At 56.4% G+C, this 16,721-nt stretch carries 14 protein-coding genes; 1 reads left to right on the top strand and 13 read right to left on the bottom strand.

The features are described 5' to 3' along the window. Nucleotides 1–53: 53 nt before the first annotated feature. The 5 genes from AC1DXN_RS26605 to AC1DXN_RS26585 all read right to left on the bottom strand — a co-directional run bounded on the left by AC1DXN_RS26605 (nt 54) and on the right by AC1DXN_RS26585 (nt 6,030). Nucleotides 54–1,379, bottom strand: coding sequence for a CapA family protein (locus AC1DXN_RS26605; protein WP_477421731.1), 1,326 nt, complete (start codon nt 1,377–1,379; stop codon nt 54–56). A 151-nt stretch (nt 1,380–1,530) separates the two neighbouring features. After that, on the bottom strand, nt 1,531–2,103 hold the full coding sequence (gene gfa, locus AC1DXN_RS26600) for an S-(hydroxymethyl)glutathione synthase (RefSeq protein ID WP_477421729.1): 573 nt from the start codon (nt 2,101–2,103) through the stop codon (nt 1,531–1,533). A 42-nt stretch (nt 2,104–2,145) separates the two neighbouring features. Beyond that, nucleotides 2,146–3,258 carry an S-(hydroxymethyl)glutathione dehydrogenase/class III alcohol dehydrogenase gene (locus AC1DXN_RS26595; RefSeq protein WP_477276630.1) on the bottom strand — a complete coding sequence of 371 codons (1,113 nt, stop codon included), beginning with the start codon at nt 3,256–3,258 and terminating at the stop codon, nt 2,146–2,148. 64 nt (nt 3,259–3,322) lie between these two features. Beyond that, nucleotides 3,323–4,747 (bottom strand): aspartate ammonia-lyase, encoded by a 1,425-nt coding sequence (locus tag AC1DXN_RS26590; RefSeq protein ID WP_477276631.1) that lies wholly within the window; start codon nt 4,745–4,747, stop codon nt 3,323–3,325. Between the two features lie 116 nt (nt 4,748–4,863). After that, nucleotides 4,864–6,030: an aminotransferase class V-fold PLP-dependent enzyme gene (locus AC1DXN_RS26585; protein ID WP_477421727.1), complete on the bottom strand. Its 1,167-nt coding sequence runs from the start codon at nt 6,028–6,030 to the stop codon at nt 4,864–4,866. Between the two features lie 589 nt (nt 6,031–6,619). On the opposite strand from AC1DXN_RS26585, the gene AC1DXN_RS26580 reads away from it, so the two are divergent. After that, on the top strand, nt 6,620–7,417 hold the full coding sequence (locus AC1DXN_RS26580) for an IclR family transcriptional regulator (RefSeq protein ID WP_477276635.1): 798 nt from the start codon (nt 6,620–6,622) through the stop codon (nt 7,415–7,417). A 152-nt stretch (nt 7,418–7,569) separates the two neighbouring features. Here the strand turns inward: AC1DXN_RS26580 and AC1DXN_RS26575 are convergent, their stop codons facing one another. From AC1DXN_RS26575 to AC1DXN_RS26540, 8 genes are all read right to left on the bottom strand, one after another. Next, nucleotides 7,570–8,943, bottom strand: a complete 1,374-nt coding sequence (locus AC1DXN_RS26575; RefSeq protein ID WP_477276637.1) for an amidohydrolase family protein — start codon at nt 8,941–8,943, stop codon at nt 7,570–7,572. A 104-nt stretch (nt 8,944–9,047) separates the two neighbouring features. Further along, on the bottom strand, nt 9,048–10,502 hold the full coding sequence (locus AC1DXN_RS26570) for a M20/M25/M40 family metallo-hydrolase (RefSeq protein ID WP_477421725.1): 1,455 nt from the start codon (nt 10,500–10,502) through the stop codon (nt 9,048–9,050). Nucleotides 10,503–10,600: 98 nt separating this feature from the next. After that, entirely contained in the window at nt 10,601–11,572 is a 972-nt protein-coding gene (locus AC1DXN_RS26565) for an asparaginase (protein ID WP_477276641.1), read from the bottom strand. A gap of 195 nt (nt 11,573–11,767) precedes the next feature. Then, entirely contained in the window at nt 11,768–12,547 is a 780-nt protein-coding gene (locus tag AC1DXN_RS26560; protein WP_477276643.1) for an amino acid ABC transporter ATP-binding protein, read from the bottom strand. Further along, nucleotides 12,547–13,518 carry an amino acid ABC transporter permease gene (locus tag AC1DXN_RS26555; protein WP_477276644.1) on the bottom strand — a complete coding sequence of 324 codons (972 nt, stop codon included), beginning with the start codon at nt 13,516–13,518 and terminating at the stop codon, nt 12,547–12,549. The genes AC1DXN_RS26560 and AC1DXN_RS26555 overlap by 1 nt, the downstream gene beginning before the upstream one ends. Further along, on the bottom strand, nt 13,518–14,723 hold the full coding sequence (locus AC1DXN_RS26550; protein ID WP_477276646.1) for an ABC transporter permease subunit: 1,206 nt from the start codon (nt 14,721–14,723) through the stop codon (nt 13,518–13,520). The genes AC1DXN_RS26555 and AC1DXN_RS26550 overlap by 1 nt, the downstream gene beginning before the upstream one ends. 45 nt (nt 14,724–14,768) lie before the next feature. After that, nucleotides 14,769–15,806, bottom strand: coding sequence for a transporter substrate-binding domain-containing protein (locus tag AC1DXN_RS26545; protein WP_477421723.1), 1,038 nt, complete (start codon nt 15,804–15,806; stop codon nt 14,769–14,771). A gap of 275 nt (nt 15,807–16,081) precedes the next feature. Next, a complete protein-coding gene (locus AC1DXN_RS26540) occupies nt 16,082–16,279 on the bottom strand; it encodes a 2Fe-2S iron-sulfur cluster-binding protein (protein ID WP_477276650.1) in 198 nt (65 codons plus the stop codon). Nucleotides 16,280–16,721 lie beyond the last annotated feature (442 nt).

Raw genomic sequence — 16,721 nt, 5'->3', positions numbered from 1 at the left:
CCTGCGCTAACTTTCTTCTACCTGGGCGGCGAACCGATAACAGCGGTAAGAGACTATGGCGCGTATGAGTTTCCCAAGACGAGCTTCGCGTATTCGCCCATTTTCCCTACAGAAGGCGCCATCCTGCCTCTGGCAGCGACGTGGTCGGCGAGCTTCTCGAGGCGCATAAGTAACTGACCGTTCTGCATGAAAGGATGCCTGAACACCGGAATTGGCTTTGCGGCCGAGATATAGGTGCGCGGCGCGCCATCCAGAAAGCCCTTCGATAGCTCGAGGTTCAACAGCAAACTCAACATCATGTGCGGAGCAGTGAACCATCCGAAAGTGGTGCTCCCAAGTGAATAGGCGATCACGGCAATCCGATTTGGATCACGTTTCGTGCGGTAAAACTCAAGCGGTTGGATTACATGTGGATGATGACCTAAAATAAGATCCACTCCCGCCTCGACCAGTGCATGGGCGGCTTCAATCTGGCTCTCTCGGGGGAAGAATTCGAATTCCCAACCCCAGTGAAGCGAGCCCACAATGAAATCGCAGCCCGGCATTTTGCAATCCGCGATTTGGCGCTTCAAGAGCTCTAGCTCGGGGGCGACATATTTGGAGCAGAGCTTGGCAACGTGAATGCGATGCCTTTGGTCGGGCGGCAGTTGGAATTTCCGGATACCGAACGCGGCAGAAACGAAACCGATCTTGATACCCTTGATGGTCAAAATGGTGCCGCGACCGTACTCGTCAACAGACTGCGGTGTACCAATATTGACGATCCCATCTTGCTCGAGCAGCTTCTGTGTCGTTTCCAAACCGGCGAGATCGAGATCAAAGGTATGATTGTTTGCAGTATTCAGAACAGTGAAACGTTTGTCTTTGTGGCGAGTCAACGTCAAATACTGCTCTTTTGTGCAGCACATCGTAAATGAGCGGCCATCCCCCAGAGCTTCGTTGACCGCATCGTCCTGCGCGACCAYGGATTCATAGTTTGCGAAAGAGAGATCTCTGTCGAAAAGCACGTCGGCTACATTCGAGAACAGCACATTTTTTGACCGTTCAAGGCCTTCCGCTTGTATCAGGTCGCCCGCAGCTCCCATGGAAAGTGTGCACTCCATCGCAAAGCCACCAGGCAGTCTCAGGACGCTGCTATCACGGCGCTCTAACAGATCGGCTGCGCCCCTCTGCGGCTTGGTAATTGGCCTTGCGCTTTTATAAAACCAATAGACCTCATCGCGGAAGCCGAACTCAGCACCATCGGTAGCAGCGTCGGCAAGCGGAGCGTCCCAGTAATCAAGGAGCAGCGCACTTCTTGCGGCAATCTCTATCAACCGTGCGTCAGGCCTATAGAATTTGTACGGGCTTACCGGCAGCTGGGGGACTATCGAGCTCATCATAAGGTCTCCGATTACCATCGAACCGGTGTGTATTCAGCCGAGGTTGGGCCAGCGGCGTGGAACACGCTTTCGGGGAAGTTTGCGCCGATAACAATGGGCGCCGGGAGTGCGCAGAGGCCGTCGGCCATCTGCGCACTCCACAGCCTTCTCACTGGTGAAGAAGCCCGTTTTTCTTCGCCGTCCAGGTGGCGAGATAGTCCATGAGAGCCGGAGAGAGGCAGTCATAAGGCTCCAGGCCGAGATCTTTGAATGTGGCACGGATCCCTTCCATTTCCGATGGATCGACGCCACCTTCGATGATGGAAGACACAAAGGCGGCGAACCCTGGCTCGGGCCAGCTGTTATTGTCCAACAGTTCAGGGTGGATGAACGACAAGCCCTGGAAGGCATGCTCGCGCTCAACCGGACCATGCATGTGCGTGCCGCACGCACCACATGCGTGGCGCTGGATTAGCGCTGAACGATCAACGACAACCAGTTTGTCATTGTTCTCGATTACGGAGACGTTCTCGCTCGGTGCGACCGCAACGACCGAGAATGCAGCACCCTCTGGCTTCCAGCATTTGGTACATCCGCAAGCGTGGTTATGAGCAATACCGCCTGACACTTTTACTTTCACAGGCCTGTCGGAACATTTGCAGGTGAGAATCCCACCAGCGTTTTCGCTGCTCCCTTTGCGGACGCCATTTTGGAAAGACGGGTGAAGAAGTCGAGTGCTCATATTTTCCTCCTGCTTGCTGCAAAGTGCAGTCTGTTCCCATTTTTAATAGACAATCACCGAACGGATCGATTTGCCCTCGTGCATAAGATCGAATGCCGTGTTGATTTGTTCCAAGGCCATTGTGTGCGTGATGAGATCATCGATGTTGATCTTGCCCTCCATGTACCAATCGACGATCTTCGGAACATCTGTGCGTCCGCGAGCCCCGCCGAAGGCAGTGCCTTTCCAAACGCGGCCTGTGACGAGTTGGAACGGGCGCGTGGAAATCTCCTTGCCGGCTTCCGCAACGCCAATGATGATGGATTCACCCCATCCGCGATGACAGCACTCAAGGGCCTGACGCATAACTTCAACGTTGCCGGTCGCATCAAACGAGTAATCCGCGCCGCCGTCGGTTAGATCCTGGATGGCTTGTACGACCTTGTCGTTGCCGACCTCTTTGGGATTGATGAAATCGGTCATGCCGAATTTCCGGGCAATTTCAGCCTTGGCAGGGTTCACATCGACACCGACAATCTTGTCGGCGCCAACCATGCGTGCACCCTGGATGACATTGAGACCGATGCCGCCGAGGCCGAAGACCACGACGCTCGATCCGGGCCTCACCTTCGCGGTGTAGATTACCGCTCCGATGCCGGTCGTGACGCCGCAGCCGATGTAGCAAATCTTGTCGAAGGGCGCGTCGTCGCGGACCTTGGCAAGCGCAATTTCGGGCAAGACCGTGTAATTGGAAAAGGTCGAGCAGCCCATGTAGTGGAAAATCTCCCCGCTATCGCAGGAAAACCGTGTCGTCTTGTCAGGCATCAGCCCCAGGCCCTGCGTGGCTCGAATGGACGTGCAGAGATTGGACCGCTGCGAAAGACAGGTTTTGCACTGGCGGCACTCTGGCGTGTAGAGCGGGATCACGTGATCGCCTGGCTTCAGCGTCGTGACTCCGGCGCCGACATCTCGAACGATGCCGGCACCCTCGTGACCTAGAATGGCTGGAAATCTTCCTTCGGAATCGAGGCCGGAAAGCGTGTAGGCATCCGTGTGGCAGACGCCGGTGGCCATGACTTCGACCAAGACCTCGCCGGCTCTGGGCCCGCCGATCTCTATGGTCTCGATGGAGAGAGGCTTATTGGCATTCCACGCAACTGCTGCTCTGCTCTTCATAAAGGCTCCTCGAATCCAATTCGTCTCGATGCAGGCTCTGCCGCATAGGCGATCAGCGGCACGGTCACGACGCCATGCGAGACCGCGTTGGGCGCGTCAAAAGGTGCGGATCAGCGGTTTGTGCTATAAGATCCTCCGAAAGGTCTGGCTGCTCGGCGAGGACCTCGCGGATCGTCTTGCCGGACGCCAACACCTGCTTGGCCAGTTCCGCAGCGCGCTCATACCCGATCGTTGGCGTTAGCGCGGTTGCGACCGCAGTGCTGGCTTCGAGATGTTTGCGGCATGTCTCGGCATTGGCTGTAATACCCGTCACGCACTTCGTCCGGAGCACGTCGATGGCATTGGTCAGAAGCTCAAGTGAATGCAGGATGTTGTAGGCAATAACCGGCTCCATGACATTGAGCTGCAGCTGCCCCGCTTCAGAGGCAAGCGTGATCGTGAGGTCATAGCCAATGATCTGGAAGGCAACCTGGTTGACGACTTCCGGAACCACGGGATTGACCTTGCCGGGCATGATTGACGAACCTGGCTGGAGGGCCGGGAGATTGATCTCGTTGAGGCCGCCACGCGGACCACTGGAGAGCAGCCGCAGGTCGTTGCAAATCTTCGAAAGCTTCGTGGCAGTTCGCTTCAACATTCCCGAGAAAAGGACAAAGGCGCCGGTATCCCAGCAGGCCTCGATCAGATTGCCGGCCGCCATGATCGGCAGTCCGCAAATCGAGCGCAGCTCGGCGACCGCTTCGGCTTGATAGTCGGGGTTTGTGTTGATGCCGGTTCCAATCGCAGTTCCTCCGAGGTTCACTTCGTGGAAAAACGCGCCGATTTCACCGAGGCGTGCGACATCCTCGCGCAATGTGGTGGCGAACGCCTGGAACTCTTGCCCCAAGGTCATGGGAACTGCGTCTTGTAGCTGTGTTCTGCCAAGCTTAATGACGCTTGAGAACTGCTGCGCCTTCTCTTCCAGGTCGCTGGCGAGCTGGTCCAAGGCACGTTGCAACGTCCCCTGCGAGAGCAGGATCGCTACCCGGATCGCGGTCGGGTAGACGTCGTTCGTCGACTGGGCGAAGTTCACATGGTTATTGGGGTGTAGCTCGTCATACCGGCCCCGTGGCAGCCCCATGATCTCAAGGCCGCGGTTTGCAATCACCTCGTTGACGTTCATGTTGGTCGATGTGCCTGCACCGCCCTGGAACACGTCGAGAGGGAACTCTCCAAGATGTTTGCCGACAATGAGTTCTTCGCATACCTGGCAAATCACATCGGCTTTGCCTGCGTCGAGGTCACCGAGTTTGGCGTTTGCTCGCGCTGCCGCCATCTTCACGTAGGCCAGCGCCCGGATGAAGTTCGGAAAATGATTGATTGCTATGCCTGAGATTGGAAAATTGGCGATCCCTCGCGCTGTCTGCGGCCCATAATAGGCTGCCGCTGGAATACTGACCGGGCCAAGTGAATCTCTCTCGATCCGTTCAACCTGTGGGGCGCTGGTCAAATGTGTCTCTCCTCGGTGCGGACCGCTGGAACAGGCAATTCATCAAGCTTCCGTGGCTGCCTGTTTGCGAAGGGACTGAAGCAGCCCTCCGTCCAAGCGCCACGGACCGGAGAACACTAGGCCGCCCTGGGCGGCTGGCCGGTTGTCCGGCTTCGAGCTCTGATCACCTCCAGGAGGCGATCAACGTCCGAAGCATTGTTGAACATCCCGAACGAGATCCGAATCCCGTCGCGCTCTGGCGAGACACGCACATCGGCTGACGCGAAGTAGTCCATCCATTGATCTGCCGGGAGTGCAGCCACATAGATATGAGGCGCCCGAAGAGAGCGATCGCGGGGGCCCACCAGCTCGACATTGAGCGCATCGAGCCCGGCGATGAGCCTGTCACCCAGATCAAAACAGTGCGCTTGAATGTTGTCGATCCCGATTTTGGCAATCAGATCGAGAGCGGCGTCCAGGGCGTGGATGGCCGGCAAGTTGAAGTTTCCGATTTCAAATCTCGCGGCGGTTGCCGCTACGGCCAAATCGTTCGGGCGCGCGATGAAGTCGGAAGGAGGATTGTCGAGACTGATTGCCGCGAGATAGGCCGGCTCCAACTCGGTTCGCGCGCGATCCCAATAAAGAAGGCCCAAACCTTGCGGGACGAGGAGCCCTTTGTGCGTACCGCATCYGACGAAGGTTGCGCCCACCTTCTTTGCATCGATCGGAACGATGCCGACCGCCTGCATGATATCGATAATGAAATAGAGATTTCTCTCCTTGCACAGCCTGCCTACGCTTTCGATGTCGAAGCGGTGTCCGGCATGAAAGGTCACGTACGACATCGAGATGGCTTTGGTATTTGCATCAATCTGGGAGCGGAAGTTTTCGCCGTTGATGATGTCCGTCATCTCAATGAAGCGAATTTCAATGCCCTTCTTCTTGAGGTTCAAGAACGCGTATGCATTGTTCGGGTGATCTCCATGGATCATCAGGACGTTATCGCCGGCCTTCAGCGGCAATGCATTTGCGGCAATGTTCATTGCCTCGGACGTATTCTTGGTAAAAGCGATCTCTTCTGCAGTCGCGTTGAGGAGCGTCGCGAGCTTTGACCGCGTGGCCTCCATGCGCTCGAGCCATACGGACTTTGGGCCGGCTGTCTCGTAGCTTTCGTTGACAAAAAATTCGAGGGCTTGCTTCACGGGTGTCGACATTGGCGCCTGGAAGCCAGAGTCGAGATAGGTCATTTTCTCGACGACAGGGAATAACTTCCTCACCGCCTCAACATCATAGTATTGCGTCATCTAGATCTCCGACTGGCCGCCCACGCTGCTGGCGGAGCGAGCCACTTCCATATCCGGGCGGAGACCAAACTGCCCCCTCGGCGCCTCGCGCTGCCAATGCCGGCAGCGATTGTCGGAGCATATTCAAAAAGGCGTGCCGGTCTATCGTAATATCGTTATTTGATTTTATTTATTCCGATATTTGATAATTATATATGGTTTGGAATAGATCCGGCATCGACCCTTCTCCCCACCTGCAGAGTCCGCGATCGCAGAACTGGCCAGGCCAATGGAGCATCCTCGCCTGACGGCAATTCTGGAGCGAAGGGCAGCCGAGCGCCTCTATGCTCGATCGGGTGATACTCAAAGTCTGCGCCCTGCTCGGAGAGATTGCCCAACGAAAATGGTCACGAAACGGCGCTGTCGTTTGACGGCTCCCCGGACCCGTTGTCACGAAGACTTGAAGGCAGATAGGATCGGCCAATTCCCGCTTCGAAGTGACGGCGCCAACTCTCATCGGGAATTCCCAATCCTACCCACCGCTGCTATGCTCGATTTTCGAAATTATTTTATCCATTTATTGAGCCGGCTGCCGTGGGGTGAATTGGCAATGAGCGACAACATCACTGGTGACGGCCCACTCGATCGGGCGTTCGCAATTCTCGATTTCGTCGCAACACAGATCAAGGCTGTGACGGCAGCAGACATTGCCAAGAATCTCGACCTGCCGCTGCCGACCGCTCACCGGTTGATCGGCAACCTCGAATCGCGCGGGCTGCTTCAGCGGGCCGCGGGAACCAAGCGGTTTGTCGTGGGAAACAACCTTGTCGTGCTAGCGGGCAAAACGATCGGATCAGCCTTCCGAACAGCCCGCCGGCATGCCGTTCTACAAAACGTCGCTGCTGAAATCGGCGAGCAATGCGAGATAGGGATAGTGCGCAACAATGCCGTTGTCTACGTTGACAGCGTTCGGGTGAAGGCCCCGCAAAGCCTGCAATTTGATCCTGGTCACAGTGCTCCACTTCACTGCACGTCCACCGGCAAGATTTACTTGAGCACGCTTCCTGCGAGGGCCCGCGAAAAGCTCGTTCGGTCATTGCACCTGGAGCAGCATACTGACCAGACGATAACCGATCCCGATACCCTTCTGACAGTTTTGGAGGAGACACGCAAAAGAGGATGGGCTCGCACCAATGAGGAGTTTGTCAAGGGGGTGGTTGGTTGCGCCGTCCCAATCCTTGCGCCCGGCGGTACATTAATCGCCTGCCTCGGCGTATCCGTTCCAGTTGCGCGCGTCAGCTTTGACGACCTCCAGCACTTCCGCGAACCGTTGGTTCGGGCAGCCAAATTGCTGTCCGAGACGATACTTGAGGCCAACAGCGATTTTTCTCCAGAAGACGACAAATGATAGGTGCCCGAGAAGTGCGCTTTCAAAGACCGCGTTCCCGGCTTGCGCCTTTCGCAGGGCCCGGGCTGAAGCACTGGTCTCTCAAGCCACCGTGACCTTGGAATGGCGACCGCAGCTAGCGCTCTGACATGATCAGACGGGTGTTCGGAAGCCTAGTCGAGTTTGTACAATGACCGGTTGTTCTTATAAAGAATCATTCTCGCGCCCTCGATTGCTTCCTCGACGTCCAGGCTTCCGCCAACGACATACTCGGTGAGCGCCTTCGCCAGGTAGCGCTTACCCCAGCGGCCGGCCAGCCAATAAAGCTCAGGAACATGAAACGCGTCGCTGGCATACAGGATCTTCGACAGCGGCACGACCTCCATCACTTGCATATACCGTTGAAACAAATTCTGGTGCACAAACGGTGTCATGATCGAGAGTTCGAAGTAGCAGTTCGGATAAAGGTGGCTGAGCCAGGCGGCTTTGCCAACAGAGGGATAGCCAGCGTGAAGCGGAATAATCTTCGGCATGCGCATCACCCCGTCGCGATCAAACCGGCAGACTTCCTCAAGATAAAACGGGTCTTGGTTACGCAGGATGACTGATGGTGCCTCACCATCGCCGGTATGGATCTGCATGGGCATGTCCCGCTTGAGGCATTCTTCAAGAGCAAGCGTGAAATTGTATCGACGCAGATCCTTGGACAAATTGTATTCGGACTGGCGGTCCATCTTCGGAATCTCGTGATAGGACGCCCTCAGCGCCTCCCAGGATGCCCGAGCCGTTTCCCTGTCGTGAAGAGGTTCGATCAATCCGATGTAGGGAAGAAGATAGGATTTCATCCCATAGGATTTCTTGCCGTAATTTCCTTTGCCGTCCAGGAGTTCCAGCAGGCGAGCGATGTAACGCTGCTCATACTCGTCGAACGGAATTTCCAGAGGAAAGAGCTCTTTTTGGACCATCTCGATGCGGGCAAGCCTGTTCATTCGGCAAGGTCGAATCCCATCGTCATATCGATTGATCTCCTCCACCGATGCGCCTTCACAATAGCCGGTATCCACCATGACGTTTTCGTATCCGACGTCCTGGAGTAGAGTGCTGACGTAGCCCCAGTAATTTTTGGTGCGAGCGTTCCTGGCTTCCATAACGGCTTCGATACGTGGTTCGCAGCTCAGAAATTGCGCCATCTCCTTCACAACAAATTTGACAAAGATGCTTTGAGAAACGTCCCCAATGATCCCGTCGATCTTTTCCTGGATACCGAACTTCTTGTTGAGGTCATGCCGTGTGGCTTCATCGCCACTGAGCCACTTCTCGTAGACCCCTGCGGGGAAATATGCAGGCACAGTGTCCATAGCCGCCAAGGACATGCGCTCCAGAAACCGCGTCGACGTCATGGAGGGTTCACGATCGGTGACCAGATGGCAATGTGCGTCATCGATCGGCAGCGCATTGACCGCTTCGAAAATTTTCAGGAACTCAGGATGTTGTTTTGAGAGGAAGGGCCCCAAATGGTCCAAACCTTGAGCCGCCTTGCTATTCATTTCACACTCCGCTCGTCTCTTGGGCAGTCAGCTCATCTGCCGCAGAAGCGCCACGCTGTTCTAAGTCTACTAAGCTGGTTTATCCGCAGCGCGCGAATTTGCATCTAGCGTTCCGACCCATTGTCTTCGCAACCAGAAAGCTCGGCCAGGACCCTGATCCATGTCCGAATCCCCTTGTGAAAACTGGAGAGATCGTACTTTTCGTTCGGGCTGTGGTGACGATTGTCGGAGCGCGCGAAGCCAATCGGCAGGGAAGCCAGACCAAATCGGTTCTGCATGACACTCACGATTGGGATCGATCCTCCGCTGCCAATCAGCACGGACTCACAATTCCATTCATCTCTCAAAGCCGCACGGGCACGTCGAAGAAATTCACTTTTCGAGGRGATGACCGATGCTTTGCTGCCACCAAATGCGGTGAACTTCGCAGTACAGTCGGCCGGCAGCCTGGCGCGGATATGCTCTTGGAAATTCGCCTGGATCTTTTCTGGATCCTGGCCTGCGACCAGCCGGAAGGATATCTTGGCCACGGCCTTCGAAGGGATGATCGTTTTCAACCCATCGCCATGATAGCCACCGGCGATGCCATTGATTTCGCAGGACGGCCGCGTCCAAATCTGCTCCAGGGCTGAATATGCCTGATCGCCGGCAGACTGTGAAAGGCCGACATTCTGCAAAAACCTATCGGCATCAAAATCGAGTTTTTTTAGCTCGGACTTGAGGTCTTCATCTGGTTCCTGGACGTCGTCATAAAATCCCTCGACCGCCACTGCCCCGCTGTCGTCTCGCAAGCTAGCGATCAATCCGGCCAAGACTTGTATCGGATTGCGAGCAGCATTGCCGTAAGCTCCCGAATGCAAATCGCGATTGGCACAGGCGATCTCGATTTCTCCTTCGAGCAGGCCGYGAAACATCACGGTGACTGCCGGAATTGCGTCATTCCATAGATAGGTGTCGCAAAGCAGCATGGTGTCTGCGCGCAGCTCATCACCGACCTGATCCAGGAATTCATCCATGCTGGGACTGCCGCTCTCTTCCTCTCCTTCGAAGAACATGGACACGCTGACAGGCAGACCTCCCGTAACGGCTTTCCATGCGCGGCACGCTTCGACGAAGGTCAGAAGCTGGCCTTTGTCGTCCGAGGCACCACGGGCGATGATCTGGGTATCTCCATTAGGCTGCACCTTGAGCTGCGGATCAAAAGGATCTGCTTCCCATTTATCAAGCGGCTCAACTGGTTGAACGTCATAGTGGCCGTAGAATAAGACGTGAGGACCCATTGCTTGTTTTTGGTGAGCGATGACGACCGGATGGCCGGCTGTCGGCCGAACAGACGCGTCAAATCCAATGTCCGCCAACTCAGTTGCTAGCCACGACGCCGCCTCTTGGCACTGCCGGGCAAAAAGCGGATCGCATGACACAGATGGTATGCGCAACAACTCAAACAGCCGATCTACACTCGCGTCTAAATTGCCGTCCGCGTAACTCAAAACGCTTTCGACAAGCAGCCGCTTTGGTTCCGGCAGATGCGCAGCGGAAGACTGTTCCTTCAGTGACATATATTAGTCTCCTTTGCTCGCGGATGAAGTGCACCTTCGACCCGGCAGGGCTCGCATGCATGCAGGGCCGTTTCACTTCATTGACGTAACGTTTGGGTCTAGTGGGTGTCGAAAAAGCTTTGGATCTTCACCGGGTCGGTTGTCTGGTTCAGGGAAAGCATCAACAGGACGCGGGCCTTTTGCGGATTGAGAGTATCTGCGGTGACGAATCCAAGCGCATCGTCGTCAACCTCATCGTTGCGCCGGATATAACTGCAGCTCACGCGCGAGGACCGGACAAACGCCAACCCGTTCTTCACAACCGCTCTGGCAGTCGGGACGATTGCCTTAGGAAGGCTTCCGCTACCCGTTCCAGCCCAGACGATGCCTTCATATGCGGACGCCGCAACCGCCTGGAGTATATCAGGCGTCACGCCGGCGTAGCTGTAGACAATCGCAACGCTCGGCAAGCGACGCAAATCCGATGCGAAAGCGCTCCAGAGCGTATGGCTGCGTTCCGATTTCCGATAAAAGATCGGCCGCCCATTCACCATTTGGCCGAGGGGCCCGCAACCAGGTGACTTGAAAGCATCGAGATTGATGGTGGTCTTGGTGACATCACGCGCCGAGTGAATTTCAGAATTCAGCACGACCAGGACACCTCTACCCTTCGCCTCTGGGCAATCGGCAAGGGCGACGCCGTGATAAAGGTTGGCCGCCCCATCTGCGCCGAGCGCATAGGGTCGACGCATGGCTCCGACGACGACAACCGGTTTGTCACTTTTTACAACGAGATGGAGAAAAAAGGCGGTCTCTTCGAGTGTGTCGGTCCCGTGCATGACAACGATCCCGCGGACTTTGTCGTCTGTGAAAGCCTTGTTGATACGGTTTGCCAGTCCCAGCCAGTGTTCGGCTGTGATGTCGGGACTAGACACCTGAGCGATCTGCTCTACGAGAACGCCGAACTTTGCCCTTAGTTCGGGATTGTCCGCTAGCAACGCCTCACCAGTCAACGTCGGATCACTAGGAGAAGTCTGCGCGATTGATCCACCCGTTGCCAAAACGAGGATATTTCCCTTGTCAGTTTCCATTCTTCTGTTCCCAGCGTCCGCTGCAGTACCGAAAGTCTCACATGTCGGATCTGGTACGAATTGCAGCTCAAGCTGCCTACGAGTGCCCGCACGTGTCGGCCAAGGACCCCGCTACCTAGAGCGGGTAGCGCTTAAACTTTGACTGTCGCCTCAGCCAGCTCAGAGAAGATTGCCCCAATGTGCGGCCTTCGGTTCTTAGTGTTTCAAAACCCTCGACAGGAAGGTCCGGGTGCGATCGTTCTGTGGTTCATCGAAAATTTGTTCCGGTTGACCAACCTCTACAATGGCGCCCCGATCCATGTAGATCACGCGGTCAGCAACCTCGCGGGCGAAAGCCATTTCGTGGGTAACGATCATCATGGTCATACCCTCGTTCCGCAGCTCACGCATGACATCAAGCACCTCTCCCACCAACTCGGGATCAAGCGCTGATGTGGGTTCGTCGAATAACATGACGTGGGGTTCCATCGCCAAGGATCGAGCTATAGCCACGCGCTGCTGCTGACCGCCCGACAGTTGCCCCGGATACTTGTGCGCTTGGCTTTGCAGGCCAACACGCTCCAACAACCGCAAGCCGATATCCTGCGCCTCACTGCGAGACTTGCGACGAACGCGCATTGGCGCAAGGGTGATGTTTTCCAGCACTGTCTTGTGTGGAAATAGGTTGAACTGTTGGAATACCATTCCGACGCCACGCCTGATTTGGGACAGGGCCTTGGCGCCGCCCAGATCCAGATCTTCTGTGGTCGGCATCGAGAACCCATCTACCGTCAACGAGCCATTTTGATGCGTCTCCAGCCCATTGACACACCGGATGAGCGTGGACTTGCCTGAGCCGCTGGCACCGATGAGCACGACGACCTCGCCGGTCGTAACAGAAAGGCTGATGTTCGATAAAGCCTGGAATGGACCGTAGTATTTGTTCACGTTTGCGAATGTGACAATCGGTATGGATACGCCGGATTGCCTGAGCATCACTGAGTACTCCTCTGCATACGAGCTTCTATCCGCCGAGCTCCGAAGGTAATCGCCGATCCTATCGCGAAGTAAACACCAAACATAAAAATATATACTTCATATACCGCCCCGCTCGACGCTGGGTCCGCCAGGATCATCTGCCCGGCTCGGAGGAAGTCTGTCAGTCCGATGATAAACACGAGTGTGGCACCGTTGAAAACGTCGAGCACATTACCGACGAGAGCTGGCTGGACGACCCTGATCGCCTGCGGCAGCACGATCTCGGTTGAGACTGTCCAGTTCGACATGCCTAGAGACTGAGCTGCTTCCCTTTGTCCACGAGACACGGCCTGAAGGCCGCTGCGGACAAACTCGGCGACATACGCTGCATTGAATATCGTGTAGCCGACCATGCCGCGCAGGAGAGAAGAGATCGAGGCCTCCGGGAGAAACAGCGGCACGGTAATCCAGATCCAATACACGACGAGAATTAGCGGAACCGACCGCATCACCTCAATATATCCAGCGCAGCAGGCTCTCAGGCTTGGGTTGCGGCTGGAGCGGCCTAACGCGAGGAGGATCCCAAGCGGCAGGGACGCAGCCGAGACAACGATAGCCAGCATCAGGCTGAGCAGTAGCCCACCCCAACGATCGAGCCCGGGCGGGGCCAAGACAAGCACGGCAGCCGCGCAAGCTGTAAGCAATACGATGACGGCGAAGCGGCGCAGTTTGGGTACCATCACGGCGCAAATTGCGGTGCAAAGAATGCCTAGCATCAACCAGGCTCGCCATATCTGATCGGGCGGATACAATCCAACCAGCAGAAGTCGGCGGCTCTCATAAATCCCTAGCCAATGCGCATCCCAGACCGCCCATTTCGAAAAACGCGCTGTCAACCAGGCAACCAGCACGAGGACCAAAATTGAAAGAACCGAGTCTACCGCATTTGCAAACAGGTTGCGTCGAAGCCACCGAAATGATTTCTCCATTACCGTGCCCCATCCAAAACAACGCGTCTGTTCAGGACGTTAATGAAAGCGCTGATCATCCAGCTGATAACGAGATATATCGCCATGACGATCAAGACTGTCTCCAGACTGTGTCCAGTTTGATTGGCAACCGTGCCGCTTACATTAAAAAGATCCGGAAAGCCGATAGCGATCCCCAGGGACGTGTCCTTCGTCAAGCTGATATAGCGGTTTGCAAGGGACGGCAGAATAATTCGGAAGACCTGGGGAAGGATCACATCTCGAATCGTGTCTCTGCGGGACAGTCCAACCGCGGCGGCCGCCTCCCACTGACCTTTGGGCAACCCTTCGATCGCGCCGCGAACAATTTCGGCAATATAGGCCGTGCTGTTGACGGTGATGGCGATCAGGATTGCCGACATCTCCGGCGACAGCTGTATTCCGCCAGTAGCACCGAAGCGTCCAATTACGGGCAAGGCCACGTCCACGCGAAAGCCCGTCGCGTACCCGGTACCGGCAGCCAGGATCCCCGCCGCAAGCAACGCGAAACGACGGCCAGATGAGAAACGCGGGGAACAAGCGAACACCATGCATCCTGCCGCCAGTGCGACCAGCGCCAAGGACCCTGCCGCCGCCCCATCGGATATCTGAAGCGAGGGCAAAAATAGACCGGATTGGCCGAAGACGATCCACTTCTCGACGTTCGTCCCGCCTGTGACCGCCGGAAGCCGCAAGAAGACGGCAAAATACCAGAAGACCACCTGTATCAGCAGAGGCGTATTGCGAACGAACTCTACGGCAATGAAAGCGGCCTGTCGGATCAGCCAGTTCGTCGACAGGCGAGCAACGCCGAAGAGCACACCGAGGACCGTGGAAAATATAATTGCGAGTATCGCGACTTTGATCGAGTTGAATATGCCCACGGTAAGCATCTGCAGGTTCGTAGATGCAGAGGTAGCTTCGGCAAATGTGGGCCACCATTCGTCCCAGGCAGTTGCAAATCCCTCACTGACGTTGAACTGCGAGGGCCGCGATAGATAGCCGAAGCTAAAGGCAATCCCGCGCTCTCCCAGGCTTCGCTGGATTGCCAGACCTGCCAGTCCAACGATTGCAATTGCGGCAATGACGACGCTGGCGTGTATCATTTTGTGGCGGATGCGAGCGGCGCGCCGCCGTCGCGACGGCGGCGCAACCGGCTCAAGCCGCACTTGCGTAACGTTGTTCATCCCATTGCGGCCCTAAGCAAAACGTATGGCGTCGCGTAGCGGCATTCAAAGCCACAGGATCGAGTACAAAAGACCGCCATTCTTGAAGAGCGCGTTTKGCGATTTGTCGCGCTCGAGATAGAGCGGGGTCTTCGGCCCCAGGGACCGATCATAGATCTCCCCGTAATTGCCAACGCCTTTGATCATGTCGGAGACAAAGCTATCCGGAACGTGAAAGTCCGCGCCGAACCCGCCGTTGACACCTAGGAATTTTTGAATTGAGGGATCAGCAGACTTCTGCATCTCGGCCAGGTTGGCTGTGGTGATGCCCCAATCCTCGGCCTGAAACAATGCATACAGTGTCCAGGTCATCAGCTTTCGCCACTCCGGGTCGTTCTGGACGACGATGCCCGCGAATGGCGCGACCCCTAGGGTCTCGGGCAGGATCACGTAGTCGGAAGGCTTTTGTGAGCTTCCGCGCCAAGCAGCAAGAGCTGATTTGTCCGTGAACATTGCATTGCACCGCCCGCTGGTCAGCGCAGAGAAAAGCTTCTCGCTGCTGTCGAACGTCAGAATCTTTGTGTTCGTTATGTTCCGAGCCTTAACCTCTTGGGCAATCGTGGCTTCGCTGCCGGATCCTTGTGTGGTGCAGACCGCCGCGCCTGAAAGTTCGTTGAACGATTTCACGCCGGATGCGGCCGTCACCATGACTCCGCCACCATCGAAAAAATACGCCGGAAGAAAGTCGACCGCAAGCGCCGCGGCGCGGGATGCGAACACAGAGGTGTGTGCATAGACGATATCGACCTGGCCGGTCTGAACGGCATTGAAGCGGCTCTTGTCTGTGACGACCACGAAGTTGACCTTCTCCGGGTCACCAAAAATTGCCGCCGCGGTGGCGCGACAAAGATCCACATCCACTCCCTCCATCTTGGAGGTCTTTGGATTGAGATAGCCGAATCCCGGGGTGGTGTTGTCAGTCCCGCAATTGAGCACGCCGCGCTGCTTCACGCTGTCGAGCACGGAAGCATGCGCCGCCGTGGTTGCTCCACCTGCGAGCGCAAGCGCGGCGGAAAGATACGCGATAGAGGACGTTAGGCGCATGTGAGTTCCCCTTGTTTTGATTAATGGGCCCAGTTTCGAAGTCGAACTTTAAAGCGAGTTCCAAGTGCCTCTGAAGGAGGTCACAGGCCTTCTTGGAAGTCCACATTTCTTATCAATAAAAGATATTTATCTTTCCATTTTTTGAGAATATTAGCGGCGCGCCCACAAATCTGGCCCTCTCGCGAGATGGCTGCGCGATAAAGCTGCTACATCCGCGCCATACACGCATAGCTTCCGATCGGGGCAGCAGATGGTCGCGGCCACGCCTTGACGGCTCAACGACGATGCGACTGGCCTTGGACGCCCCTCGAACACTGCGGTGGAGGAGGCAACACCGCCATGGCGCACGAGACGCGTGGGATAAACCGCCCTGTCCGAGCCTGCCTGGACAGGAAGGCATCGCGGTGGATCGGCTGGCCTTCCAGTTTGCCGCATTCGCATGTCCCGCAGGCGCCGTTCTCGCACGAAGCCATGAGCAGGACGCGCCCGCCCTGCGAACTGCCGCAAGTGCTGTCGTATCGGCCGCGACAGAGATCGATGCCCCGTCGCGCAGCATGATCGTGAAGGGCTCGGGCGGGGTATTCACTAGCTCTGGTGCCTGCAAGGCCTCAAAATCACCGTGCCTGCCGGCCAATGATCGCGCGCCAGCATCCTTCGGCAACCCTCCGCGTCGCAGCGGGCCACCTAGTCTAGCCCATTCGCCCGCATGAGTAGGTGCATCGTTGGACCTTCGGTCGATCCGAGAAACCAGTATCTCGACATATCGCGAACGCGCGCTCGGCGTGTGTTGAGGCAGGCAATGGAAACCTGACCCGGGACACATCCAGCGCGCCGCCATGCCACCGGCCAGATGCTGTGTCGCGAAGCGAGGTTCATTTCATTTGCCTCGCGAAGGAGGCTGCGCCTTCAGCTTCT

The organism is Mesorhizobium sp. P2_H9 (genome assembly GCF_056403215.1).
This window is presented reverse-complemented; position numbering and strand designations above follow the sequence as displayed.

Bases quoted from the DNA above. Each gene is read 5' to 3' on its own strand.
- gfa (WP_477421729.1), bottom strand. From the start codon at position 2,103: ATGAGCACTCGACTTCTTCACCCGTCTTTCCAAAATGGCGTCCGCAAA.
- AC1DXN_RS26595 (WP_477276630.1), bottom strand. From the start codon at position 3,258: ATGAAGAGCAGAGCAGCAGTTGCGTGGAATGCCAATAAGCCTCTCTCC.
- AC1DXN_RS26580 (WP_477276635.1), top strand. From the start codon at position 6,620: ATGAGCGACAACATCACTGGTGACGGCCCACTCGATCGGGCGTTCGCA.
- AC1DXN_RS26575 (WP_477276637.1), bottom strand. From the start codon at position 8,943: ATGAATAGCAAGGCGGCTCAAGGTTTGGACCATTTGGGGCCCTTCCTC.
- AC1DXN_RS26565 (WP_477276641.1), bottom strand. From the start codon at position 11,572: ATGGAAACTGACAAGGGAAATATCCTCGTTTTGGCAACGGGTGGATCA.
- AC1DXN_RS26560 (WP_477276643.1), bottom strand. From the start codon at position 12,547: ATGCTCAGGCAATCCGGCGTATCCATACCGATTGTCACATTCGCAAAC.
- AC1DXN_RS26555 (WP_477276644.1), bottom strand. From the start codon at position 13,518: ATGGAGAAATCATTTCGGTGGCTTCGACGCAACCTGTTTGCAAATGCG.
- AC1DXN_RS26550 (WP_477276646.1), bottom strand. From the start codon at position 14,723: ATGAACAACGTTACGCAAGTGCGGCTTGAGCCGGTTGCGCCGCCGTCG.
- AC1DXN_RS26540 (WP_477276650.1), bottom strand. From the start codon at position 16,279: ATGGCTTCGTGCGAGAACGGCGCCTGCGGGACATGCGAATGCGGCAAA.